Raw genomic sequence first — 21,764 nt, 5'->3', positions numbered from 1 at the left:
TATTTGATTGGTTCCTGTTGGCTTGAATCATGATGCGCCTCGGTTCATCCGGCGCATTTTTCTTTTTGGTTGTCTGGATTTATATGGAAGGACAACTCGCCAGCTATAGTCAGTTGGCGAAAAATTTGTTATATTTAAGATAGGAAGAGCGAAAACGGCTGCTGCCGGTCGCATCGCTTTGTTTCCGCTTAGCGCGGCAAGTGTGGCTTTTACAGATTCGCGAACGAGAAAGCCCACGCTCTTTAGGCGTGGGATGAAAGTGAGCCGTTTTCTTCATATGGAAATGGCATCCTGTCATTGCTGCAAGGAGGTGAATCCATGCCGACGATCACACTAAGGCTGGAACTGCACAAGCCGACGAAAACCAAACAAGACATGTATGAACGGATGACAAAAGTGAATACCGCGTTTGCGAATTGGCTGTTGAATCATCCCGAGCTGAATCAAGCAACGAGCAAACTATTTAAAGAGTTTTCGTCGCAGCGGTTTCCTTCCGCCGTCGTCAATCAGACGATTCGAGAAGTGAAGTCCCAAAAGAAAAACCAGAAAACACATAATTTTCAAACATTATGGTGTTGCTTTAACAATCAAAACGTAAAGGTGGAAAAGAAAGGAGCGTTGTACACGGTTTCCTTCCCCACACTGGAGAAGCGAATTGGCGTGCCAGTGGTTGCGCGCCCCTACCAAGAAGCGTGGCTGAATCGGCTGCTGGACGGAACCGTCAAACAAGGGGCCGCCAAGCTCTACAAAAAGAGAAAGAAATGGTACTTGGCTGTTGCGGTCACATTTGAAGTGGAACCGCGACACGAAACAAAGGTGATGGGAGTTGATTTAGGGCTTCGCTATATCGCCGTGGCCAGCGTGGGAACGAAATCGTGGTTTTTCAAAGGGAACCAATGCGCCTTTGTGCGCCGACGATATGCGGCTTTGCGGCGAACGTTGGGCAAAGCCAAGAAGCTCCAGATGATTCGCAAAATCGGCCGCAAAGAGTCCCGCTGGATGAAGGATCAAAATCACAAAATCAGCCGTCAAATCGTGAATGTTGCGCTCGCCAACGGTGTTGGCGTGATTCGGATGGAAGATTTGACAGGCATTCGGAAACGGGCAACATCGGCTAAAGAAGCAGGACGAAGCCTTCATTCTTGGGCATTTCACCAACTACAAACGATGATTGCCTATAAAGCCGAAATGGCAGGCATTCGGGTGGAGTGGGTGAATCCAACTTATACGAGCCAAACGTGTAAATGTGGACATCGAGAGAAAGCGAACCGAAACGGCATCTGCTTCCGATGCCAAAGGTGTGGATACACTCTCCACGCCGACTTGAATGGCGCCATCAACATCGCCAAAGCGATTTCGGGCTTCGCCTCCTAACCTAGCGCACTGGTCACAGGTGCGCCGCCCATGGGGGTACATCCTAACCCGATGGGACGGGGTGATGACACACCCCTAAACTTGGGCGTTGTCCGAACCAGAAATGGAGGAGGACGCGAACGACCCAAGAATCCCACGGCTTTAGCCGTGTGGAGTGTCAAAAGCATGATTCGGCGGAAAAATGGATATGAATAACATAGTCACCATCCATAGGAGTGTGAAGATTCATTGGAAGAGTGGCCGTTAAGGTTGTTCGGGTGGTTTTTCCTCTCCCTGCTCGCCAATGCACTGTTCGCTTCAGCAGAAGCCGCGTTTTCTTCGGCAAGCAAGGCACGGTTGCGGCATTATGCGGAAGAGCATCTGCACAATAAGCGTCTCCAAGCGGTGATCGGTCAGCTTGACCGCGTGTTGTTGGCGCTTGCTGTGGCCAACCGCCTCACCAGCGTCGTGACGGTCGTGCTCTTTACGGACATTGCCGTTTCGTTGCTTGGGGAACAGATGGGCTTGTTTGCCACGCTGGCGGTGATGACCGTATTATTTGTCGTCTTCGGTGAAATTTTGCCAAAATCGATGGCGAAAGAGCATGCGGAGCAGCTCGCCATCCGATACGCCGGCCTTGCCTATGGGCTGATGAAGTTGATGACGCCGGTTACGGCGTCGCTCCAAGCCTTAAAAGATCGAATCGCCAAGAGGTTCGCCAATGGGGTGGCTGTGCCGGCTGTGACGGAGGAAGATATTAAAGTGATGGTTGAGCTGAGTGAAGAAGAAGGGGTCATCGACAACAAAGAAAAAGAATTGATCCAACGTTCGCTCGATTTTGATGAAATTTTGGTCGGAGAAATTTTCACGCCGCGTGCTGATATGGTGGCGGTGGAAGTGAACCAGCCGATTGAAGAGATTCGCGACGTGTTTTTGGAAGAGAAATATTCCCGCATCCCGGTCTATGAAGGGGATATTGACAACGTGATCGGCATTTTGTCGGAAAGCGACTTTTTCAGCGAGCTTGTGCAAAAGCGGGAGGTGCGCATCCGCGATTTGTTGCGCCAGCCGTTGTTCGTTGTCGAGTCCATGAAAGTGTCGGATCTTCTGCCGGAGCTGCAAAAAAGCAAAGTGCATATGGCGATCGTCGTCGACGAGTTTGGCGGCACCGCTGGACTCATTACGCTCGAAGATATTCTCGAGCAAATTGTCGGCGAAATATGGGATGAGCATGATGAAGCGGTGAAAACGGTGCGCCAAATCGACGAGCACAGCTTCGAGTTCAGCGCCGAACTGCCGCTGGATGAATTTTGCGAAGTGATGAACATCGACGTGCCAAGGAGCGAATCGCATACGTTGGGTGGTTGGATTTTTGAGATGTTTGAGCGTATTCCAGCAGTCGGCGAAACGTTGCAATATGGATCGCTGACGTTCACCGTCCGCCAAGTCGACAATCGGCGCATTCGCAAAGTGCTTGTCTCATTGAGCCAACCGCTTGCCGAGCAGGCGGGAGGCGCCTGATTCGCTCCCCGTTCCCATATGAAAGCGCCCCGGGCTGACTGCCCGGGGCGTTTGCCATCTATATGAAGTTGTTCGTTAAGGCGGTTATTGAATGTTTCCGAATTGGCCCCCAAGTTGTTGCTGAGCCATGGCGACAAGACGTTTCGTAATTTCGCCGCCGACCGAACCGTTCGCGCGAGAAGTCGTGTCAGCGCCGAGGTTCACACCAAATTCTTGGGCGATTTCGTACTTCATTTGATCAATGGCTTGTTGAGCACCAGCGACTAACAGTTGGTTGTTGTTATTGTTGCGTGCCATCGTTGATCATCTCCTCTTAAAAATTTTTGATGGTTGGGGTGGTTGGATTTGCACCAACACTTCACGCTGCAAGGCGTGTGCCAAGCTTGGCTGAACCCACCGGCCCACCCGCCTTTGGCTTCGCCAGCGTCCCTGTTGCAACGGATGGGTGATTTCGCTGGCGGTACTCATAGTTTGGGACGTTTTTTGCCTGTTATGCATGGTGAGAATATGGGAATTTTTAACGTTTTACCGCCGTCACCATTAGGGAATATGTAAAGATAAGGAACATCTTAGAGGAGGAAGCAGCATGAATGTATGCCCGCTGTGCAACGGGTTGCGCCGGGTGACGGTGTATTGCAGCTACTGCCGGCAACCAATGGAAGATCATGGGAAAGTTACAGATTATTTCGATGACTACAGCCCGTACATGGATGCGGACGTCATGAAGCTTGTCGACGGCTATTTGCGCACGTATACGAATCATGAATGTGTTCATTTGTTTTACTGTCCGACTTGCCATGAGGAGGAAGTGCGTTTTATCAAGGAATAAGGCTGTTGATGGAGTGGAAAGGAAAGGCGTTCCGTTTTTTCGGAACGCCTTCGAATGAATCTATATGAACAACAATGGGGGGTTACTTTTCATCCGCCGCCCGGATGCGCCGTTCCGTTTCAACGTCAAAGAAATGCGCTTTGTTCATATCAAGCGCCAGGTCAATCCGGTGGCCCGGCTTGATTTCCGTGCGGGCGTCGATGCGAGCGACCAATTCTTGGTTGTCGATGCTAAAATAGATCATCGATTCAGCGCCAAGCAGCTCGGCGACTTCGACGAGAGCGGTAACTTTCGTCGCCGGAGATGCTTCAAGGAAGAGCGGTTCGTCGTGAATGTCTTCCGGACGAATGCCTAAAATCACTTCCTTGCCGACATACCCTTGCTCACGCAACACTTTCATTTTTCCTTCCGGAATGCCAAACGATGTTTGGCCGACGACAAACTTGCCGTCTTGCAGCGTTCCACGAAGGAAGTTCATGGCCGGTGAACCGATAAAGCCGCCGACAAAAATGTTTTCCGGTTTTTCGTATACCTCGCGCGGCGTCCCGACTTGCTGGATGACGCCGTCTTTCATGACGACAAGACGGGTGGCCATTGTCATGGCTTCCGTTTGGTCGTGGGTGACGTAAATGGTCGTCGTTTCCAAGCGCTGATGGAGCTTCGCGATCTCTGAGCGCATTTGCACCCGCAGTTTCGCATCCAAGTTCGAGAGCGGCTCGTCCATTAAAAACACTTTTGCATCGCGGACGATGGCCCGTCCCAATGCCACGCGCTGCCGCTGCCCGCCGGAGAGCGCTTTCGGTTTGCGGTCCAAATATTGCTCGAGCCCAAGAATGCGCGCCGCCTCGCGGACGCGTTTGTCAATTTCCGCTTTCGGGAATTTGCGCAGTTTTAAACCGAACGCCATGTTGTCATAGACGCTCATATGTGGATACAGAGCGTAGTTTTGGAACACCATGGCGATGTCGCGGTCTTTCGGCGGCACATCGTTCATTCGTTTGCCGTCGATGTAAAGATCGCCTTTGGAAATTTCCTCAAGGCCGGCGATCATCCGCAACGTGGTGGATTTGCCGCAGCCGGACGGGCCGACAAATACGATAAACTCTTTGTCTTGAATATGTAAATTGAAGTCTTTGACGGCGACCACATTGTTGTCGTAAATTTTGTAAATATGATCAAGAATGAGTTCTGCCATAACCATCCTCCTCATCGCCGAAATCGTTTTCTTGCCATTAGTGTATAGAAAAATAGGAACATTCGTAAATGGACGAGGTGCACAAAAAATGCCGCCGATTTTCGGCGACATGACAAAAAAGCGGGGGATTACGAACGGCGCCGGTGCAAGATAGCCAAATAGACGGCTGCCGCCCCTTTGAACCGTTTGATGTCAACACCAGTTTGCTCCGTCCATTTATCGATTCGATATTGCAAACTATTGCGGTGCATATACAGCTTTTTCGCTGCCATCGAGACGTTTAAGTTGCATTGCAAAAACGTCTCCATCGCCCGCACTTCCTCCTCGTCGAATCCGTCAAGAAACGAGAGGGTCCGGCGGGCTTTCTCACTGACTGCTCCTTCTTCAAAGAGCGGAAGCGGAATGACGTCTTCCCATTCGTACACCGTTCGTTTCGGCCAAAAGCGCCGAGCGGCGGAAAAACACTCTTTTTCAAGGAGAAACGATTCATATAGCCGTTCATCGACGGAGCGGATTGGGCCGATCAATAAATGAATGGCAGTATAAAAATCAGCGGCGAGCGCCTCAGCCATGTCCGCTAACGAAGGCGGCTCCGTCGTCCGCTTTTGTTTCGCTTCGACGATCAGCCCGCGCCGATCTTGTTCCCAGACGATGGCAACCGGGGAGGAAAATAAGCCGCGAACAGCGTCAGCAAACTCCTCTTTGTTGGCGATCGGCCGGCTGGCTGTAAAATGAATGAACCGGCAATACGGAGCAGCGAGCCGAGCGAGCGCGGCTGGGTCGCCGGTTGCCATCCATCGTTTCCATGCCCGCTCCTCTTCGCTTTCCGGTTCGCGTCGGCGCTCGGCGGGGGTGAAAAAAAGCGCCAGCAATCGCCGCTCCTGCTCTGTCAATCGATGCTTGGCGATGCCGATCTCATCGCCATCGGCGGTATAAAACCATTCGTAATCTTCGGGGTGTTCCGGCTGACCGTTGATGACGATGTCCCCTTCATAAAGCGATTCGAGCTCTTTTAGCATCGCGGCGCACCACTTTCCGTCAAGGATGATGTCACGCCGAAGAGGAATCGGCGTTGTTTTCATTATACCAAATCTCCGCGAATGGAAAGAAAGACAATGGATGAAAGGAGTCAGTCAAGACTTTGTGGAGAACATTTTTTCGGTTCACTACGGGTGTTGTCAATCACTAGTTAGCGAACCATTTTCAGGAATTGATATCGTAAGCGCTTTCGGACTCTCATCCCTCATCTTGAGGCGATGATACGATATTCCATTTTTTTACACCCAACCACCATCCCGGAGCGCCGACAACGCTTGATGGATCGGCGTCCCGGATGACCGCTGCAGACACGGTAGATTCTGACGCACCACATCTGCCCATAACCGTCCGGCCTTCCGTTTGGCCTGTTCGATCCGCTTGGACTTTGTTGAGGCCGAGACGGCCGACTGGGGCTCTTGCTCCTCCCACCGTCCCTTTCTCCACCCGATCCCGTCGATTCGGGCCGCCATCGCCCTCAGAAACGCCCGAAGCCCTTGATCTTTCCAGCTGCGGCGGGATTTCACCCGATGCGCAAACCGGCTCATCACGCTCTCGGCGTGGCCCATCGGACGCATGCCGGTCGTCTCCACCCCTTGCTCCGACAGCCACTCCCGATAGTCCCGGATGCATCCCGGCATCGACTCGATCCGGCGGATCATGGCAGCCATCTGCTTCTCTTTCGCTTCGTCCTCCAACGTGCCGACCGCGCTGTTCAGCTCCACCAGAAGCCCCTCTTCGTCTTGTTTCGCCAGCTTCTTCCGCACCTCCCGCCAACGCGGATGGCCGGACAGACACTGACGCAGCTCCCGCGCCACATGAAATCGATCCAGCTGAAAGCACGCCCGCTTCCCAAAATACTCCCGGCAGGCCGTGATCCACGACGCCGCGTCGCCGTTGATGATCAAAAGGTCCCGGCACGGATCATAGGCATATTCGTTCATCAGCCACTCTTCAAACCGTTCCCACACGTCTCCCGCCCCTTCATGGAGGTAGTGGCGCCGGTTCACGAGCTTGAGCTGCGAACCGTTTCGTTTCCATCCCTCGTGAATCGCCAGGATTTTCTCTTCTTTCGCCCGTTTCCCTTTCCCCTGGCGGGAAATGAACAGCCCATCCGCCTCCACAAACAGCACTCGGCCGTGCCGTTTGGAAACAGGGTGGTGCAGCGAGACAGGGGCCTCCAGCACCAGTTGGCGAATCGCCTCGTGGCTTAGGACCGCATACCCCACGATCGACTCCAACGTACGGGCCGCTTTGCGGTAGGAAGAGCACTCTACGGCCAACTCGACCGCCGTTTCCTCGAGACAAGGGCTGATCGACTGCGCTCCATCAAAGCCCAGTTCGGCATCCAGCAAGAAGGTATACGCCCCCGCCTGCCGATCATAGTAGTAGTTCCGTCGAAACGTCACTTCTCCAAACAGCGTTTGGATCGTAGTCGGCCGTTTGTCTTTCAGCTGATACCGGCGCTTGTCCCGCGCTTCCGCCAGTTGTTGATCAATCTCCTCCAAAAGGGCCGCCAACAAGACAGCGAACACCTTTTGAAGAGTTCTGACGAATTGTTCCTCCAGCTCTTTTAATAAAGGCCATTCTGTGGTAAGATGTTTCATGGACTCTCTCCCTCCTGTTTTCGGTTGATGTTGACAATCACCATCATAGCAGGGAGAGAGTCCTTTTTGCATGACATTTGCTTTTTTCTACCGCGCTTCGCTTGGTGGCCCCGACGAGCGTCGCGAACAAAAGTTCGCAACCCTCGTCGGGGAATCATTCCTGAATGTCACCCACAAATATTTTACTCACACGGATGAAAGCGGGAAAGCCGCAGGATGAACGGGCGGCTTGGCCAACAGCGGTCGTTTCGAACGATCCCTGCCTAACGCATTAGCGGAGAGGCTTCATAAAACAAAAGGCCGACTTTCCCGAGGCGGGAAAATCGGCTCCGTTTACTGGCCGGCTTCGTACGGCGGCTCTTCTTTGACAAGATCGCGCGCTTCCTCAATGTTGACGTCATCGCCGTGGCCGTACACAGCACCTCCGGCCATCCCTTCGTTGATCATGCGGTCGATGTCCATATAGTATTCATCGCGTCCTTCGTACAATGAATCCCGGCGCTCGGCTTCATTTCGTTCCATCATCTCGCTCCTTCCTCTCATCGTTTTTCCTAAAGTTTGTCCAAAAGAGGCATACGCTATCCATGCCATTCATATGGATGAAAGAGGACAAGCGGGAAGAAAGGGGCGGCACGCGATGATCATGCTGATCAAAAAATTGCTCGAAACAACCGCCGCGGCGGAAGAAAAAGCCCGGCAGCTCGCTGAGATGGAAACGGATGAGGCATGGGCGGTCTATTTGGCTGAAGCCGAGCGGCAGCGTAAACTTTGGCAATACGTGCATTATTTAGTTGCTGGGGCTAACGCCGACGGTCGAGCGGAAAGAGAGCAAAGCAAAGCAGGCGCACCTCGTTGTGATCTCTTGCAAGCCATGGCGGCGGCTGAGTGGGAAAAAGCGATGTTATGCCAGAACGTCTGCCAAAGCTTAAATGGAGCCGCCAAACAAGCGGTTGATGCTGTGTTCCGCCAGGCGCTTCGCTACAGCGGCCAGTTTCTAGCTATGGCGTACGATGAGCGAGCTCGGCAAACAGCTGATTGAGCCTCTCAAGCCGCCGTGCCTCAATCTCCGGCTCATCAAACACCATCGGCTTGGCGTTGATTTCATAAATGTAAAGCTGCTGTTCGCTTCCGACGCCGATGTCGGCGGAAAACTCGCCGACAAAGCCAAACCGTTCGCCAAGGCGTGCGCCGCTCAAGGCAATAAGCCGCTCGAGCGCCGCTTCATCGATGCGTTCCTTGACTTCTTTGTACGGGAGGATGGTTCCGCCATGAAACACATGGGTCGTCACTGACTCGACGTCGGCCGAACGAACACCGATGCCGGTGATCGTATGGCGGCCGTTGTGCCAATGGGCGAGCACGCGCAAATCGTAGCGGCGTCCATTCCACTCGTCCGTTTCAGCCAATGCTTGGGCGATGTAGCGGCCGGACTGAATGAGTGATGCGAGCGCATCGAGCGAGCAGAACCGTTTTTGGCCGCCCGGATATTCGCAAATGGCTTCCGTCTCTGACAAGGCGGTGAGACGAAACAGCCCCATTCCTCTGGCGCCGTCATCCCGCTTCAAGTAAATGCAGCTGTATTGGCGGAGCCAAGCGCGAAGATCGGTCGCTGTTTGGACAGGCGCCGTCGGCAATAGATGCGGCCAGAGCCGGCGGTCGGACCGCAGCGCGTCATAAACGTCCGATTTGCGGAAAAAAGAGCGGTTGACAAGTGGAACGCCATGGGCGCTCAACTGGGCAGCCGCCGTTTGAAACGGCTCGCTTTCTTCTTCTTCGCGGCTTTTTACTCGATTGTAGACGACATCGGGCAGTGGAGCGGCCGCTTCGATGAAACGATGAAGTGTCGGAACGAATAGATATCCGGAGACCGTTTTCTCTCCGATGCCGGCGGCCGCACTGACGACGGAGATGCCGCCGGCTTTGTGGATGGAGCGGATAACGGTTTCAAGCCACGGCTTTTTCCCAGCCAGCAAAGCGGAAAGGGACGAGGCGCTGACCAGCACGCCGACGAGCGGTCCCACCCGTCCATCTTGCTCGCGGACGGGAAAGACGAGATCGGGAAGGACAGCGGCGGGAGCAACCCAGCCGCTGCCGAATCGATAAGGGCCGCCCGGACTGTTGCACACCCACTCGCCGGTGTCAGGACGGTAGCCGATCGTCAGCATGGCCAAAGCGCCTCGGGTTCGGTGATGGCTGTTTTGCTGAGGTGGACGGCGTAAGCGAGCGGCAACCGCGCTGTTCGTTCGTCTGCGTCCTTTAATTTTGGATGCTTAAAAATCGACCGTCCGGGTTTGGAATTGGCTTCAAACATCCAAATCCTTCCTTGTTGGTCAACACCAAGGTCAAAACCGATTTCGCCGATCAACGTTTCTGATGCTTCATCAAGGCAACGGCTGAGCGTAAGGGCGGCGTCAGAAAGACGGGCGAGCATGATTTCGCGCTCGGCGGCATCCGGGAAAATTTCTTCCAGCGTTTTGACGATGCCTCCGCTGTTCATATGGGTCGTGATGCTTTGTTTTCCAGCGATTTTGGCGGCGATGGCGCTCACTTGCCATATGCCGTGTTCGTTTTTGTTAACGTGAACGCGGAAATCAGCCGGTCGGCCGTTGACGGCAAGAAGCGGAACCGCTTGTTGGATGACATAGCGGTGAAGCGGCGCATGGGCGAGCAAATGATGCCACACCGCCATGGCGGTGGGAAACAGCACTGTTTGTATTTCTCCGCTTTCATCGCGGAACCGGCATTCATAGGCGTTTTTTTTCGCTAAATGATAAATGCCGCGGCCGAGGCTGCCGTCGGCCGGCTTGATGTACGCTTCACGGTAGCGGGCAAGAAACTGCTCAATGGTGTGCTGCGTCACGTGGGCGGACGTCGCCGGCAAATACGGCTGCGCCTTCGGATGGGCAGCGAGCCGGCGGTAAATGTCCCATTTGTTGAAAAAACACCCGTTAAAGATCGGGATGCCGTAGGTGGTTTGCAGCGTCTTCGTCATCGTTTGAAACGTTTCCTCCTTTTCGACGCGCCGGTTTGGCAGCCGGTTGTAAACGACATTCGGCAACGGCACCGTATGGCGTTCCCAGCCGCGCTCTGTGTAAAAATAGCCGTTCGTCATGCCGTTTTCCCAGTCAATATGGGGCGCGCCAAACAAAAAGGCAAATCCGCCGACTTGCTTTTCTTGCGCCAGCAACTTGGCAAAAAAGAAGCTCCGGCTGCCGACCGGGCGGTGGAGCGACTTTGTGAATCCGGCGGTCAAAATGCCGACAAGCGGCCCGAAGTGAACAGCTTCATCGGTCAAAAAGACATGAACGTCAGCGGCAAATGGGATCGACAAGCATCGGGCAACGTCATGCGCCACAATCACACGGTCGACAAGACGGGGGGAAGAAATGACCCGGCATGGGGTGACAAGGCTGCCGAACGCGGCTGATGTTTGCCTAGATGCTTGGAGCGTGGCGGGAAGAATCACCGTATTTGTTTGTTGTTCGTCAATGATCAACGTGTAGGTCATTGGCTTTTCCTCCTCTGGCCAAAAACAAGCAATACCGAAGCGGCGCTTCGTACAGTTCGTTTTGTTGCTCCGGGGGCAGAAGATGCGCCACTTTTCTCCCCGGCTTGGAATTGACATCCAAAATCCACACCGCCCCGTTGTCGGTTGCACCAAGATCCAAGCCGATTTCAAACAAAGGACCGAACGTGTGATCCATATAAACTGGCAGCGTGCGGATGATCGTCTCAACGCCATCGAGCACGAAGAGACGTTTTGAAGAGGAAAGGCGGTCGAGCCACTCGGAAAACGGACGAATGTCCGCGCCGGCGCGGACGTTGGCCACCCATGCCCCCGGTCGGCCGACTCGCACGGCCCGCACCCGCTCCACCCAGCGTCCGTTTTCATCCTTTTGCAAAAGAATGCGGAGGTCAAACGGTTCACCCTCCGGGGTCGATAGCTGAAGCAATGGCTGCAGGACATACTCGCCGCGGCGGCTCCAAGAGGCGAGGAGCTGTTCCAGCTCGCTTCGGCGGGCAATGACGGCCTGTTCTTGACCGTGACTGTCTTGGACGGACAGCGCCTTCCCTTTCTTTTGAAAGATGCAAATACCGCGTCCTCCGGAGCCGTGCACCGGCTTGGCGATGGCGGCTTGTTCGCGGCGGAGAAGCGCAAGCACATCATCGGCGCGCTCAAGCCGGACAGTCGGAGGCACGTATGCGGACAAGAGCGGGTGAGAGGAGAGCGCTTCATATACGTCCCATTTGCCCGGCAGGCCATAGCCTAAAAACGTGAGGTCAGGCCGCTGCTTCAACCAGTTCATAATCGGTTTTGCTTTTTTGGACCGCTCATCATTGCCGTAAAAGCAGCGGTCATATAAAAATGGCGGAATGGCAAAGACGGCGTTTGTCCATTCGTTCGTTTCCTCTTGAAAGAGAAAGCCGCGGACGTTTTCCGTCTGCGGATCGATGCCAAGCGGCGAAAAGCGGCAGACGGAAATGCCGTAGCGTCTGGCGCATTTCGCCACCTCAGTGCAATACGTGTGGTCTTGCTGTTCGTCAAGGGTGACAAAACCGAGTGAAAGCAAAACGGTTCACTCCTTTTCCTCCATCAATGTCAAACTATAGTCGATGATCGCCTTCGCCGACGGGCGGACCGATTGGTAGGAAGCGGCCATATCCGTCTGTTTCGACGGCTTCGTATTCACCTCGATGATCCACGGCTGGCCATGGATGTCAATGGCAAGATCAACGCCAAACTCTCCATACAGTCCCTCCGCTTCCGAGGCGAGAACGGCGGCGGATTCCAGTGCGATTTCTTTCAGAAGCTGTTTTTGCTGGAACGCGTCAGCTCTCGTATACCACTTCCGCAAGACATCATTGACCGCCATCAGTTCTCCGCCGCGGGCAAGGTTAGCGACAAACTGATCGGGCGGCGCTACGCGGGCGACGGCGGAAGTGACGCGCCAATCATTGTGGCGGGCGCGATGACAAAGCAGGCGAAAATCGACCGGGCGGCCGTCGAGGGTGCGAAGCTCAAGCCCTTGTTGGATGATCATCGGCGTTCGGATTTGTTGCCGCAAAGCGGAAGCTAAAGCGTCCATCGAACGATATACGGCCGTTGAAGCGGAAGTGGAATGGCGAAGACAAATTCCGTCGTCCGAATGTTGGAGGCAGAAAATCCCTCGCCCTTGGCTGCCATAGATCGGCTTGAGAAAGACGGATGGGAAAGCGTCAAGGAACGCCTCAAGCGTATGTTGACCGCTCCAGAGCGCCGTTTTCGGCAAGTGCGGGTGCAAGTACTCGTGCCGCTCAAAATGGCAGTGCACTTCCCATTTATGCAAAAAGCGATGGTTGAACATCATCCCGTTTTCTTCGGCAAGCCGAGCGAGCAGCTCGGCAAACAAAGGGGAGCGTTCGAGCTTGCGCGAGTGAAGGCGATTGTAAACGACATCGGCTGGAGGCACGTCCCGCTTGCCCCATCCGCTTTCGGTCCACTGATAGCCGACTCCCTCTAAGTAAAGCGCCGGCGAGGACACGTAAAAAAAGAGACCACGCTTTCTAGCATATGCCGCCAATTCCTCGCAAAAATGATGGATGGATCCAAAGGCAGCCCGTTCACTTGTTTCATTGATTTCCGTCAGCACAGCCATCGTTCGTTGTTTGCTCATCGCAGTCCCTCATTTGCGCATTCGTCAGGCAAGCTCTATAATGAACAATTAGGCAAACGTTTATATCGCCATCGTATGATGACGGACGCCGTTTGGTGACAGCGGCGGGGACGGAAGGAGAAGAGGATGGAAACGTTCGTTTATTTGCTGTTTATGGTGGCGGTCGGGGCGCTCATTGGCGGGGTGACGAATTTTATCGCCATCGTGATGCTGTTTCGCCCATATGAGCCGATGTACGTGTTTGGAAAACGGCTGCCGTTTACGCCGGGATTGATTCCAAAGCGGCGGCGGGAGCTGGCCGAACAGCTCGGGAAAACGGTCGTGGAGCATTTGGTGACGCCGGAAGGATTGCGGCGCAAACTCATGGATCCGTCCTTTACGGCCGAGATGGCCGAGTGGGGGCGGGAATGGCTTCGAAAGTGGCTTGCGCGCAAAGAAACGCCGGCTGAGTTGCTTGAACGCCTCGGTATTCGCTCTCCCGCCGAGCGGCTCGAAGCGATGGCGGCCGAGCAAGCTGAGCGAGCGTATGAACGGTGGAGCGAAACGTGGCGTCTGCGGCCGATACGCGATGTATTGCCAGCGGAGTTGAAGCAGACGATGGAAGCGCGCGTCGAAAGTCTAGCGGGTTATTTGGCCGACAGGACGCTTGACTACTTTCGCAGCGAGGAGGGAAAGCAGCAGATTTCCAGCATGATCGAGCGTTTTTTCCAAGAGCGCGGGATGGTTGGAAATATGCTGCAGATGTTGCTTGGCAATGTCAATTTCGTCGATAAGGTGCAGGCGGAGCTCGGTAAATTTTTGCGCCATGCTGGCACAAGAGAGGTGCTCTCCCGCCTTCTTTGGACGGAGTGGAACAAATGGTTGGACTATCCGCTCGCAACCGTGGAAGAGATGATCGGCCGCCGGCGCATCGATGAAGCGGTGCGGTCGGCTGCCCGCCGCTTGGTGCAAAGCGGCAGCTGGCTGCATCGCCCGCTTGATGAGCTGATCGCTCCGTACGAGCAACCATTGTTTGACCGCCTCATCCCGCAGGCGGCGGCAACGGTCAGCTGCCTGTTAAGCGACAAAATCGAGGCGATTGTTGCACAGCTTGGGTTGGCGGATATTGTCCGCGACCAAGTGGAGTCGTTTTCATTACGACGATTGGAAGCGATCATTTTATCGATCGCCCGCCGTGAACTAAAGATGATTACGTATTTGGGCGCTTTGCTTGGCGGGCTGATCGGCGCCGTTCAAGGCGTCATTGGCTTATGGCTGTAGGCTGTGGCATATCGCCGCCAGATGGCGCATACGTTAGAACGTGAACGATATTCGTATAGGAGGCTCTTTTTATGTCTGAACCCCTTCATGCGCTCGCTAAACAGCTTGAGCAGGCGATTCGGGCGAGCGAGCCGTTTCAGCAGCTGAAACGGGCATACGAAGATGTCCGCCGAGATGAAACCGCCTATCGAATGTTCGCGAATGTCCGCGACATCCAGCTTCAGCTCCATGAAAAACAGATGCGCGGGGCGGCCATTTTGCCTGATGAAATCGAACAGGCGCAAAAGGCGATGGCGCTCGCCCAGCAAAACGAGAAACTCGCCCGCCTGATGGCGCTCGAGCAGCAAATGAGCATGACCATTGCCGAGGTTCAGCAAATCGCCATGAAGCCGCTTGAGGAGTTGCACCGTTCATTCATGGAAGGAAGATAGGAAAAACACCCGGTCGGGTGTTCTTTTTTTGTCCGTTTCGTCATAGTCATGAAAATGATAAGGAATGCAAAGCCGCCGCCAGCTTGCTGGCGGCGGCAAGAGAGGTTGAGACGGACAAAAGGGGGAGACAGCCGTGTATAAGCTGTTGGCGCTCAACATTGACGGAACGATTTTAAAAAACAACGGCCGCCTGCCGCGCGAAACAAAAGAGGCGGTCGACTATGTGAAGAAAAAAGGAGTTTATGTTACGTTAATCACGAGCCGCAATTTGCTTTCCGCCCGCAAAGTGGCGAAAGCGCTGCGGCTTGATGGGATGCTCATTGCATTCCAAGGAGCGATGATTGCCAGAACGCTTGATGATAGGCTGTTTGACGCCGTGATCCCTGAGGAGCGGACGTTTAATATCGTGCAAATTTTGGAAAACTTCAACTGCAACATCCGCCTCATGCATGAGCGGTATTCGCTCGGCAATCGGAAGAAAGTGAAGAAAAACCTTGTCGTGCAAACGGTTCTCTCCTCAAGCGACCCGTTTTTCTATCCGACCCAATTTGTCGATTCACTTGGCGATGTGCTGATCGACGAACCGATCGCTGTGCCGAAAATTGATGTATATTTTGCTACAGACGAAGAGAGGGATGCAGCGGCCGCTTTATTGACGAAATCGATTCCGTCCATTGATATGATTATGCAGCCAAACGGAAAAATGGAAATTGTCCCGCAAGGAGTGTCTAAACTCGCGGGGTTGCGCCGGCTGGCTCAACATATCGGCGTATCGTTGAAAGAAACGGTGATGATCGGTGACGGCCTTGACGATTTGCCGGCGATTGAAGCGGCTGGGCTCGGCGTCGCCATGGGGAACGCACCGCTTGAGGTGAAGCGGGCGGCCGACTGGGTGACGCGTTCGAACGAACAGCTCGGCGTCGCCTACATGGTGAAAGAACATTTCCGCAAACAGCAACGGATCGAGTTTTTGCAAAAACTCAAAACGAAACAGTAAGCAGCTTGAGCGGGGAGCGAACCGTGAGCGGACAACTGGCGCTTGCCGTTTTCACGAAAATCATAAAAATGAGGCCGGAGCGAATGCCCGGCTTTTTTAATCTAGTTGGCCGGGCGAGAGTCATTTCCATAAAGTCGGCGGCAAAGGTGCATTCTTCCGCTTGACGAAGGAAACAGCCGTTCAGTACACTGAAAGAAGTTTGAAAGAAAAGGTGATGAACGTGCGGATCGAAATTCAAGGACTGCCGCATCCGGAACGGTTTCAGCGCCCGCTCGAAGTGATGACCGAGCTGTTCTTCGAAGCGCCGGAGCTGTCGCTCGCGCCGCTTCCCGAGGCCGATATGGCCGTTATGTTTTCCGTCAAGAAAGACGGGTGCATCGCTGTTTCTGGGACGCTTCTCGACAAGACGTCCGGGCGCGTTGAGGAAGCGAGTCATGAATGCAGCACGCCGGCGGATGCTGACGGGAAAACGTACGAAAAACAGCTGAAAAACGCCGTTTTGCATGTCTATTTGACGTTGCTTGAGCGTTCTACCGGCCTCATTCAGCCGTGGGGCGTGCTGACCGGCGTTCGTCCGGTCAAGCTGCTTCATCAGCTTTTGCGCTCAGGCCTTTCGAAAGAAGAGGCGCACCGGAAGCTGGCTGAAGAGTATTTAGTGACAAACGAAAAAATCGAATTAATGCAAGCGATCGTGGATCGTCAGCTCACGGTCGTTCCGGATTTATACGATTTGGCCCACGAAGTGAGCATCTATATCGGCATTCCATTTTGCCCAACGAAATGCGCCTATTGCACATTTCCGGCGTACGCCATCAACGGCCGCCAAGGGTCGGTCGACGCCTTTTTGGCCGGCCTTCATTACGAAATGGAGGCGGTCGGCCGCTTTTTGCGCGAGCGCGGCATCCGCATCACAACGATTTACTATGGCGGCGGGACGCCGACGAGCATTACGGCCGACGAGATGGACCGGCTGTACGCTCATATGTATGACGTATTTCCAGACGTCGACCGCGTCCGCGAAATCACGGTCGAAGCCGGGCGTCCGGATACGATTACGCCGGAGAAGCTCGAAGTGTTGAAAAAGTGGCGGATCGACCGCATCAGCATTAACCCGCAATCCTACATTCAGGAGACGTTAAAAGCGATCGGGCGCCATCATACGGTCGAAGAGACGATCCACAAGTTTCATTTAGCAAGGCAAATGGGTATGAACAACATTAATATGGATTTAATCATCGGACTGCCCGGCGAGGGTCTGGCGGAATTTACGCATACGCTCGCCGAGACGGAGCGGCTCATGCCGGAATCGCTCACCATCCACACGCTGTCATTTAAACGGGCGTCGGAAATGACAAAGAACAAACAAAAGTACAAAGTCGCCAGCCGCGAGGAAGTGCAGGCGATGATGAAGGCTGCCCAAGAATGGACAAAGGAACACGGTTATGTCCCTTACTATTTGTATCGACAAAAAAACATTCTCGGCAACCTTGAAAACGTCGGCTACGCGCTGCCAGGTCAAGAGAGCATATACAACATTATGATCATGGAAGAGCAGCAGTCGATCATCGGCCTTGGCTGCGGGGCATCAAGCAAGTTTGTCGATCCGAAAACGCGGAAAATCACCCGCCAGGCGAACCCCAAAGAGCCGAAAGTGTACAACGAGCATTTCGCCGAATATACGGAAGAGAAAATCAATATATTAAAGGAAATATTTGGATAAATAACAACACCCCGGGAACAACCCCGGGGTGTTTTGATTAGCGGTGAAATAAAATGAGCTTGCCGCTGGCATTGACGCAACGGTGTGTTTTGTCCCAACAGCCGCGCTCGCGCAGCTTTTGTTCACCGATTTTTTTCGCTTCTTCATCATTGGCTGCTTCAAACGTTTCATCGAGCAATTTTTCTCCGTCGCGCTCAAAAGCGGTCAACGTATACATCGGCATGTCACCATCTCCTTTCGCTGAATCATCATTCATTTCTCTTTCATTTAGAGGTTTGATAGGCAAATTCCTGCTTCTGTCTGAAACTTTTTTTGAGACTGCACGTTTTAATAATGTGGATGGAAAATTTGTTTTGCGTTGGGGGAATGTGGATGAGTTTAGAGATCATTGAGGTGACGAAACGGTTTGGTCAGGCGACGGCCGTCGACCATTTGACGTTGACGGTTCCAGAAGGGGAGATGTTCGGATTGCTTGGGGCGAACGGAGCGGGAAAAACGACGACCTTTCGCATGATTTTAGGCCTTCTGCTCCCGACGGAAGGGGTGATCCGTTGGCAAGGCGAACCGATTGATTACTCGAAAGGCCATCTGATCGGCTATTTGCCGGAAGAGCGCGGGTTGTACCCGAAGCTGAAAGTGCAAGAGCAGCTTTTGTATTTAGGGCGGTTGCGTGGAATGAAGAAGACGGATATTCTTCCAGAAATCGACCGCTGGCTTGAGCGCTTCCATATCCGCGATTATGCCAACAAGCGGGTGGAGGAGCTGTCGAAAGGCAACCAGCAAAAAATCCAGTTTATCGCTGCTGTGCTTCATCGACCGAAGCTATTAATCTTGGATGAGCCATTCAGCGGTCTTGATCCGGTGAACGTTGAACTGTTGAAAGAAGCGGTGCTTGATTTAAAACGGAACGGCACGACCATTGTCTTCTCGAGTCATCGGATGGAACATGTGGAAGAGCTGTGCGAACATGTCTGCATTTTGCGCCGCGGCCGCGCGGTGGTGGCTGGAGCGCTGCGTGAACTGAAACGTTCGTTTGGCAAACAAATCCTTGTTATTCAAGGGGACGGGCCGTTTGAAGAATTGGCGCGGTTTCCTGGCGTTTTGCAGTGGAAGAGGACGGCGGAAGGGGTGCGGCTGCAAATCGCCAATGAGGAGACGGCACAAGCGATACTCGGCCATATAGCAGGAAAAGTCGCGGTTCGTCTGTTTGCCTTGGAAGAACCGTCTCTGAATGATATCTTTATTGAAAAAGTAGGTGCGGCGTATGAATAAGTTTTTCCTTGTGGCGGGGCATACGTATGGAACGAAGCTGAGGGCGAAAGCATTTCTTGTGACAACCGCCATCACTTGCCTGTTGATCATCGGGGTGGCCAACATTCAGCCGATCATCGAGTTTTTCACCGGTGATGAAAAGACTCATGTCGCGGTCATTGACCGCACGGGATCTTTGTACGGTCCGCTTGAGAAGCAGGTAAGCCATGACCAAATCGCGTTGACGAAAATTACGGATATGGAAAACGAAGCGAAAGAAGCAGTCAAAGAAGGCAAATGGGACGGATTGCTCGTATTGTCCATGGATGCGGAAGGATTGCCGGAAGCGGTGTATTATGCCAATACGATTGTGGACAATCAGACGCCTGAGGAACTCAAACGAGCGCTAAGCCAGCTGAAAACAGCGCTTTCAGCCGCTAAGCTCGGCCTGACGGATGAACAAATGGCAGAGCTTTACAAACCGGTTCCGTTCCAAAAGGTGGCATTGGAAAAAAACGCGAAGACGGAAGAGGAGTTGAACCAAGCGCGCGCTCTTGTTTATGTCCTTCTTTTCGCGATGTATATGTTTGTTTTGATGTATGGAGGAATGATTGCGACGGAGGTGGCGACGGAAAAATCGTCGCGCGTGATGGAAATTTTAGTGTCAAGCGTCCCGCCGGTCCAACAGCTGTTTGGCAAAATCATCGGCGTTGCTCTTGTGAGCTTGACGCAATTTTTCGTTTTTTTCGCCGTCGCTTTCGCCGCGTTAAAAACGAGCGGGCAGGAAGTGTGGCGTTTCCTCGGATTTGACCACCTGCCGGCATCGATATTTGTGTATGCACTCGTTTTTTTCTTGCTCGGTTACCTCTTGTATGCGGTGCTATTTGCCGTGCTCGGTTCGCTCGTCAGCCGGGTCGAAGATGTGCAGCCGGCGATTACGCCGGTCATGATGTTGGTTGTCGCTGCATTTATGATCGCGATGTTTGGCTTGAATGCGCCAGAGTCGGCGTTCGTGACCGGCGCCTCGTTTGTTCCCTTTTTCGCTCCGATGCTCATGTTTTTGCGCATCGGCCTCGTTTCCGTGCCGGGGTGGGAAGTGGCGCTTTGCCTTGTGCTTTTAGCGGCGACGATTGCCTTGCTGATCTATTTTGGCGCCAAAGTGTATCGAGGCGGTGTGCTGATGTATGGACGAATGAACATTTTCAAGGATATAAAACGGGCCATTCAGCTAACAAAAAAATAAACAGCGTGACGGGGCGTTTGGGCCAATGTTTCCTTGCCGTTTCGGCAAGGCTTTCTTTTTGCCCTCTAACCGTTATGATATACTAGAAAGTACGTACAGAGAAACGGAGGAGAACGAAGTGGCGAAAGGCATCATCCATTATGAGGTTGGGGAACAAGTTGATCTCTTTTTGCTCATCAAATCAGCAACGAAAGGCATCGCCAGCAACGGCAAGCCGTTCTTAACTTTGATTTTGCAAGATAAAAGCGGCGACATTGAAGCCAAACTGTGGGATGTCTCGCCGGATGACGAAGAGCGGTATGTGCCGGAGTGCATCGTCAAAGTGGCGGGAGACATCCATAACTACCGCGGCAAATTGCAGCTGCGCATCCGTTCGATCCGTCCTGCTCATCCGGGCGATGCCGTGCGCATCGATGACTTTTTGGAGAAGGCTCCGCTCGGCCGCGAGGAAATGAAGGCGAAAGTCATGGAATACATATTTGCGATGGAAAATCCAAACATCCAGCGCATTACCCGCTATTTGTTGAAAAAATACGAAAAGGCGTTTTTTGAGTATCCAGCGGCGACGAAAAACCATCATGAATTTATCTCCGGACTGGCGTACCACGTCGTGTCGATGCTCGAGCTCGCCAAGGCGCTCATCCATCTCTATCCGTCGCTCAATAAAGATTTGCTTTATGCCGGCGTCATTTTGCATGACCTTGGCAAAGTGATTGAACTATCCGGTCCGGTATCGGCGGCGTATACGCTTGAAGGAAATTTGCTCGGACACATTTCGATCATGGTGAGCGAGATCAGCAAGGCGGCGGAACAGCTCGGCATTCAAGGTGAAGAAGTTGTCATTTTGCAGCATCTTGTGCTCGCGCATCATGGCAAGGCGGAGTGGGGCAGCCCGAAGCCGCCGCTCGTCAAAGAAGCTGAGGTGCTTCATTACATTGACAATTTGGATGCGAAAATTACGATGATCGACCGCGCGCTCGAGAAGGTGAAGCCGGGCGAGTTTACGGAACGCGTTTTTGCCCTTGACAACCGCTCGTTTTACAAACCAGCGTTTTTGTCTGTTTCAAAGCCAAAAAATCCGGGTAGTAAAGAGTAGGGGCGGAAAAAGGGGGGATGATCATGATCGAACCGATCATTGAAATCGTCCCGACGACTCAGTATGAACAGGCGAAAGAAGAGTTGAACGAGCTGCGCCGACAGTGGAAGAAAGCGAAGAAGAAAACAAAGAAGAAGCGAAACGAAGCATAAGCGTTGTCCCTAAGAAAGAGGCGGCTTTCCCGCCTCTTTCTCCATGCATACTGCCCCCTTGTTGCGCGTATAGTGTACTAAGTACAAGACAAGCATACAAGGGGGAATGGCGATGCTCAGTTTGCCTTGGTGGGTGTATTTGGTTGTTGCCGGCATTATTTTCAGCGGCTATATGACCGTAAAAACGGCGGCGCGTGAGCGGGAAATCGACGAAGCATTCATTGAAAAAGAAGGGGAGATTTACATGGAGCGCATCCGAAAGGAGCGCGAGCGGCGGAAACAAGCGAAGTCCTTGCAATAGCAGGGGCTTTCTTTTTTTGGAAGATTTCGTTTGAAAGCGTTTTTTTCGAAAAATTCTCTTTCTTTTTTTGCGAATCGTGCTAGGATAATAATATCAATGGACTACCAGGAGGCAAAGTG

The 21,764-nt window shown here is 53.2% G+C and carries 23 protein-coding genes; 13 read left to right on the top strand and 10 right to left on the bottom strand.

All coding sequences use genetic code 11. The features are described 5' to 3' along the window. Positions 1-318: 318 nt before the first annotated feature. Positions 319-1,374 carry an RNA-guided endonuclease TnpB family protein gene (locus tag ACVX3G_RS17120; protein WP_014194752.1) on the top strand — a complete coding sequence of 352 codons (1,056 nt, stop codon included), beginning with the start codon at positions 319-321 and terminating at the stop codon, positions 1,372-1,374. 228 nt (positions 1,375-1,602) lie between these two features. Further along, entirely contained in the window at positions 1,603-2,874 is a 1,272-nt protein-coding gene (locus ACVX3G_RS17115) for a hemolysin family protein (RefSeq protein ID WP_011230132.1), read from the top strand. 84 nt (positions 2,875-2,958) lie between these two features. Here ACVX3G_RS17115 and ACVX3G_RS17110 read toward each other — a convergent pair whose 3' ends face one another. Next, positions 2,959-3,171 (bottom strand): alpha/beta-type small acid-soluble spore protein, encoded by a 213-nt coding sequence (locus ACVX3G_RS17110; RefSeq protein WP_011230133.1) that lies wholly within the window; start codon positions 3,169-3,171, stop codon positions 2,959-2,961. A gap of 289 nt (positions 3,172-3,460) precedes the next feature. On the opposite strand from ACVX3G_RS17110, the gene ACVX3G_RS17105 reads away from it, so the two are divergent. Then, a complete protein-coding gene (locus ACVX3G_RS17105; protein ID WP_011230134.1) occupies positions 3,461-3,703 on the top strand; it encodes a hypothetical protein in 243 nt (80 codons plus the stop codon). 82 nt (positions 3,704-3,785) lie between these two features. Here ACVX3G_RS17105 and ACVX3G_RS17100 read toward each other — a convergent pair whose 3' ends face one another. From ACVX3G_RS17100 to ACVX3G_RS17085, 4 genes are all read right to left on the bottom strand, one after another. Continuing rightward, positions 3,786-4,898, bottom strand: a complete 1,113-nt coding sequence (locus ACVX3G_RS17100; RefSeq protein WP_011230135.1) for an ABC transporter ATP-binding protein — start codon at positions 4,896-4,898, stop codon at positions 3,786-3,788. 128 nt (positions 4,899-5,026) lie between these two features. After that, the gene (locus ACVX3G_RS17095; protein WP_011230136.1) at positions 5,027-5,917 is read right to left on the bottom strand and encodes a PucR family transcriptional regulator; all 891 of its coding nucleotides are present in this window, start codon (positions 5,915-5,917) and stop codon (positions 5,027-5,029) included. A 258-nt stretch (positions 5,918-6,175) separates the two neighbouring features. Beyond that, positions 6,176-7,540 (bottom strand): ISLre2 family transposase, encoded by a 1,365-nt coding sequence (locus tag ACVX3G_RS17090; RefSeq protein WP_025039438.1) that lies wholly within the window; start codon positions 7,538-7,540, stop codon positions 6,176-6,178. 333 nt (positions 7,541-7,873) lie between these two features. Continuing rightward, positions 7,874-8,062, bottom strand: a complete 189-nt coding sequence (locus tag ACVX3G_RS17085) for a hypothetical protein (RefSeq protein WP_011230137.1) — start codon at positions 8,060-8,062, stop codon at positions 7,874-7,876. A 115-nt stretch (positions 8,063-8,177) separates the two neighbouring features. On the opposite strand from ACVX3G_RS17085, the gene ACVX3G_RS17080 reads away from it, so the two are divergent. Next, positions 8,178-8,579, top strand: coding sequence for a hypothetical protein (locus ACVX3G_RS17080; RefSeq protein WP_011230138.1), 402 nt, complete (start codon positions 8,178-8,180; stop codon positions 8,577-8,579). Here the strand turns inward: ACVX3G_RS17080 and ACVX3G_RS17075 are convergent. Genes ACVX3G_RS17075 through ACVX3G_RS17060 form a run of 4 tightly spaced genes read right to left on the bottom strand, consistent with a single transcriptional unit; the run spans position 8,539 to position 13,194 of the window. Next, on the bottom strand, positions 8,539-9,705 hold the full coding sequence (locus tag ACVX3G_RS17075; RefSeq protein ID WP_021322505.1) for a YheC/YheD family endospore coat-associated protein: 1,167 nt from the start codon (positions 9,703-9,705) through the stop codon (positions 8,539-8,541). The genes ACVX3G_RS17080 and ACVX3G_RS17075 overlap by 41 nt on opposite strands. After that, entirely contained in the window at positions 9,699-11,048 is a 1,350-nt protein-coding gene (locus ACVX3G_RS17070) for a YheC/YheD family endospore coat-associated protein (RefSeq protein WP_011230140.1), read from the bottom strand. Before ACVX3G_RS17070 ends, ACVX3G_RS17075 begins: the two co-directional genes overlap by 7 nt. After that, the gene (locus ACVX3G_RS17065) at positions 11,026-12,111 is read right to left on the bottom strand and encodes a YheC/YheD family endospore coat-associated protein (protein WP_020278974.1); all 1,086 of its coding nucleotides are present in this window, start codon (positions 12,109-12,111) and stop codon (positions 11,026-11,028) included. Before ACVX3G_RS17065 ends, ACVX3G_RS17070 begins: the two co-directional genes overlap by 23 nt. 6 nt (positions 12,112-12,117) lie before the next feature. Then, positions 12,118-13,194 (bottom strand): YheC/YheD family endospore coat-associated protein, encoded by a 1,077-nt coding sequence (locus ACVX3G_RS17060; protein WP_011230142.1) that lies wholly within the window; start codon positions 13,192-13,194, stop codon positions 12,118-12,120. Between the two features lie 126 nt (positions 13,195-13,320). Here ACVX3G_RS17060 and ACVX3G_RS17055 point away from each other — a divergent pair, with 126 nt between their 5' ends. From ACVX3G_RS17055 to ACVX3G_RS17040, 4 genes are all read left to right on the top strand, one after another. Next, complete coding sequence (locus ACVX3G_RS17055) at positions 13,321-14,454, top strand: DUF445 domain-containing protein (RefSeq protein ID WP_011230143.1); 1,134 nt, start codon at positions 13,321-13,323, stop codon at positions 14,452-14,454. A gap of 71 nt (positions 14,455-14,525) precedes the next feature. Continuing rightward, the gene (locus ACVX3G_RS17050) at positions 14,526-14,885 is read left to right on the top strand and encodes a YlbF/YmcA family competence regulator (RefSeq protein WP_011230144.1); all 360 of its coding nucleotides are present in this window, start codon (positions 14,526-14,528) and stop codon (positions 14,883-14,885) included. Positions 14,886-15,018: 133 nt separating this feature from the next. After that, a complete protein-coding gene (locus ACVX3G_RS17045) occupies positions 15,019-15,882 on the top strand; it encodes a Cof-type HAD-IIB family hydrolase (protein WP_011230145.1) in 864 nt (287 codons plus the stop codon). A 214-nt stretch (positions 15,883-16,096) separates the two neighbouring features. Then, a complete protein-coding gene (locus ACVX3G_RS17040) occupies positions 16,097-17,602 on the top strand; it encodes a coproporphyrinogen III oxidase (protein ID WP_020278971.1) in 1,506 nt (501 codons plus the stop codon). 37 nt (positions 17,603-17,639) lie between these two features. Here the strand turns inward: ACVX3G_RS17040 and ACVX3G_RS17035 are convergent, their stop codons facing one another. Next, positions 17,640-17,825, bottom strand: a complete 186-nt coding sequence (locus tag ACVX3G_RS17035; RefSeq protein WP_014194986.1) for a YhzD family protein — start codon at positions 17,823-17,825, stop codon at positions 17,640-17,642. 149 nt (positions 17,826-17,974) lie between these two features. Between ACVX3G_RS17035 and ACVX3G_RS17030 the strand changes: the two genes are divergently transcribed. From ACVX3G_RS17030 to ACVX3G_RS17010, 5 genes are all read left to right on the top strand, one after another. Next, a complete protein-coding gene (locus tag ACVX3G_RS17030) occupies positions 17,975-18,874 on the top strand; it encodes an ABC transporter ATP-binding protein (RefSeq protein ID WP_011230148.1) in 900 nt (299 codons plus the stop codon). Then, positions 18,867-20,096 carry an ABC transporter permease gene (locus ACVX3G_RS17025; RefSeq protein ID WP_011230149.1) on the top strand — a complete coding sequence of 410 codons (1,230 nt, stop codon included), beginning with the start codon at positions 18,867-18,869 and terminating at the stop codon, positions 20,094-20,096. Before ACVX3G_RS17030 ends, ACVX3G_RS17025 begins: the two co-directional genes overlap by 8 nt. A gap of 118 nt (positions 20,097-20,214) precedes the next feature. Next, entirely contained in the window at positions 20,215-21,192 is a 978-nt protein-coding gene (gene yhaM, locus ACVX3G_RS17020; RefSeq protein ID WP_011230150.1) for a 3'-5' exoribonuclease YhaM, read from the top strand. A 23-nt stretch (positions 21,193-21,215) separates the two neighbouring features. After that, positions 21,216-21,344, top strand: a complete 129-nt coding sequence (locus ACVX3G_RS17015) for a hypothetical protein (protein WP_014194989.1) — start codon at positions 21,216-21,218, stop codon at positions 21,342-21,344. 112 nt (positions 21,345-21,456) lie between these two features. Continuing rightward, entirely contained in the window at positions 21,457-21,645 is a 189-nt protein-coding gene (locus tag ACVX3G_RS17010) for a sporulation YhaL family protein (protein ID WP_011230152.1), read from the top strand. The last annotated feature ends 119 nt before the right edge of the window (positions 21,646-21,764 follow it).

Source organism: Geobacillus sp. PLS 41 (assembly GCF_056494105.1).
Note: the sequence above shows the minus strand (reverse complement) of the source record. Positions and strands in the feature narration are given on the sequence as shown.

What these genes read in the sequence shown, in the direction of transcription:
- ACVX3G_RS17120 (WP_014194752.1), top strand. Translation starts at nt 319, where the DNA reads ATGCCGACGATCACACTAAGGCTGGAACTGCACAAGCCGACGAAAACC.
- ACVX3G_RS17110 (WP_011230133.1), bottom strand. Translation starts at nt 3,171, where the DNA reads ATGGCACGCAACAATAACAACAACCAACTGTTAGTCGCTGGTGCTCAA.
- ACVX3G_RS17105 (WP_011230134.1), top strand. Translation starts at nt 3,461, where the DNA reads ATGAATGTATGCCCGCTGTGCAACGGGTTGCGCCGGGTGACGGTGTAT.
- ACVX3G_RS17100 (WP_011230135.1), bottom strand. Translation starts at nt 4,898, where the DNA reads ATGGCAGAACTCATTCTTGATCATATTTACAAAATTTACGACAACAAT.
- ACVX3G_RS17095 (WP_011230136.1), bottom strand. Translation starts at nt 5,917, where the DNA reads ATGCTAAAAGAGCTCGAATCGCTTTATGAAGGGGACATCGTCATCAAC.
- ACVX3G_RS17090 (WP_025039438.1), bottom strand. Translation starts at nt 7,540, where the DNA reads ATGAAACATCTTACCACAGAATGGCCTTTATTAAAAGAGCTGGAGGAA.
- ACVX3G_RS17085 (WP_011230137.1), bottom strand. Translation starts at nt 8,062, where the DNA reads ATGGAACGAAATGAAGCCGAGCGCCGGGATTCATTGTACGAAGGACGC.
- ACVX3G_RS17080 (WP_011230138.1), top strand. Translation starts at nt 8,178, where the DNA reads ATGATCATGCTGATCAAAAAATTGCTCGAAACAACCGCCGCGGCGGAA.
- ACVX3G_RS17075 (WP_021322505.1), bottom strand. Translation starts at nt 9,705, where the DNA reads ATGCTGACGATCGGCTACCGTCCTGACACCGGCGAGTGGGTGTGCAAC.
- ACVX3G_RS17070 (WP_011230140.1), bottom strand. Translation starts at nt 11,048, where the DNA reads ATGACCTACACGTTGATCATTGACGAACAACAAACAAATACGGTGATT.
- ACVX3G_RS17060 (WP_011230142.1), bottom strand. Translation starts at nt 13,194, where the DNA reads ATGAGCAAACAACGAACGATGGCTGTGCTGACGGAAATCAATGAAACA.
- ACVX3G_RS17055 (WP_011230143.1), top strand. Translation starts at nt 13,321, where the DNA reads ATGGAAACGTTCGTTTATTTGCTGTTTATGGTGGCGGTCGGGGCGCTC.
- ACVX3G_RS17050 (WP_011230144.1), top strand. Translation starts at nt 14,526, where the DNA reads ATGTCTGAACCCCTTCATGCGCTCGCTAAACAGCTTGAGCAGGCGATT.
- ACVX3G_RS17040 (WP_020278971.1), top strand. Translation starts at nt 16,097, where the DNA reads ATGAACGTGCGGATCGAAATTCAAGGACTGCCGCATCCGGAACGGTTT.
- ACVX3G_RS17035 (WP_014194986.1), bottom strand. Translation starts at nt 17,825, where the DNA reads ATGCCGATGTATACGTTGACCGCTTTTGAGCGCGACGGAGAAAAATTG.
- ACVX3G_RS17030 (WP_011230148.1), top strand. Translation starts at nt 17,975, where the DNA reads ATGAGTTTAGAGATCATTGAGGTGACGAAACGGTTTGGTCAGGCGACG.
- ACVX3G_RS17025 (WP_011230149.1), top strand. Translation starts at nt 18,867, where the DNA reads ATGAATAAGTTTTTCCTTGTGGCGGGGCATACGTATGGAACGAAGCTG.
- ACVX3G_RS17015 (WP_014194989.1), top strand. Translation starts at nt 21,216, where the DNA reads ATGATCGAACCGATCATTGAAATCGTCCCGACGACTCAGTATGAACAG.
- ACVX3G_RS17010 (WP_011230152.1), top strand. Translation starts at nt 21,457, where the DNA reads ATGCTCAGTTTGCCTTGGTGGGTGTATTTGGTTGTTGCCGGCATTATT.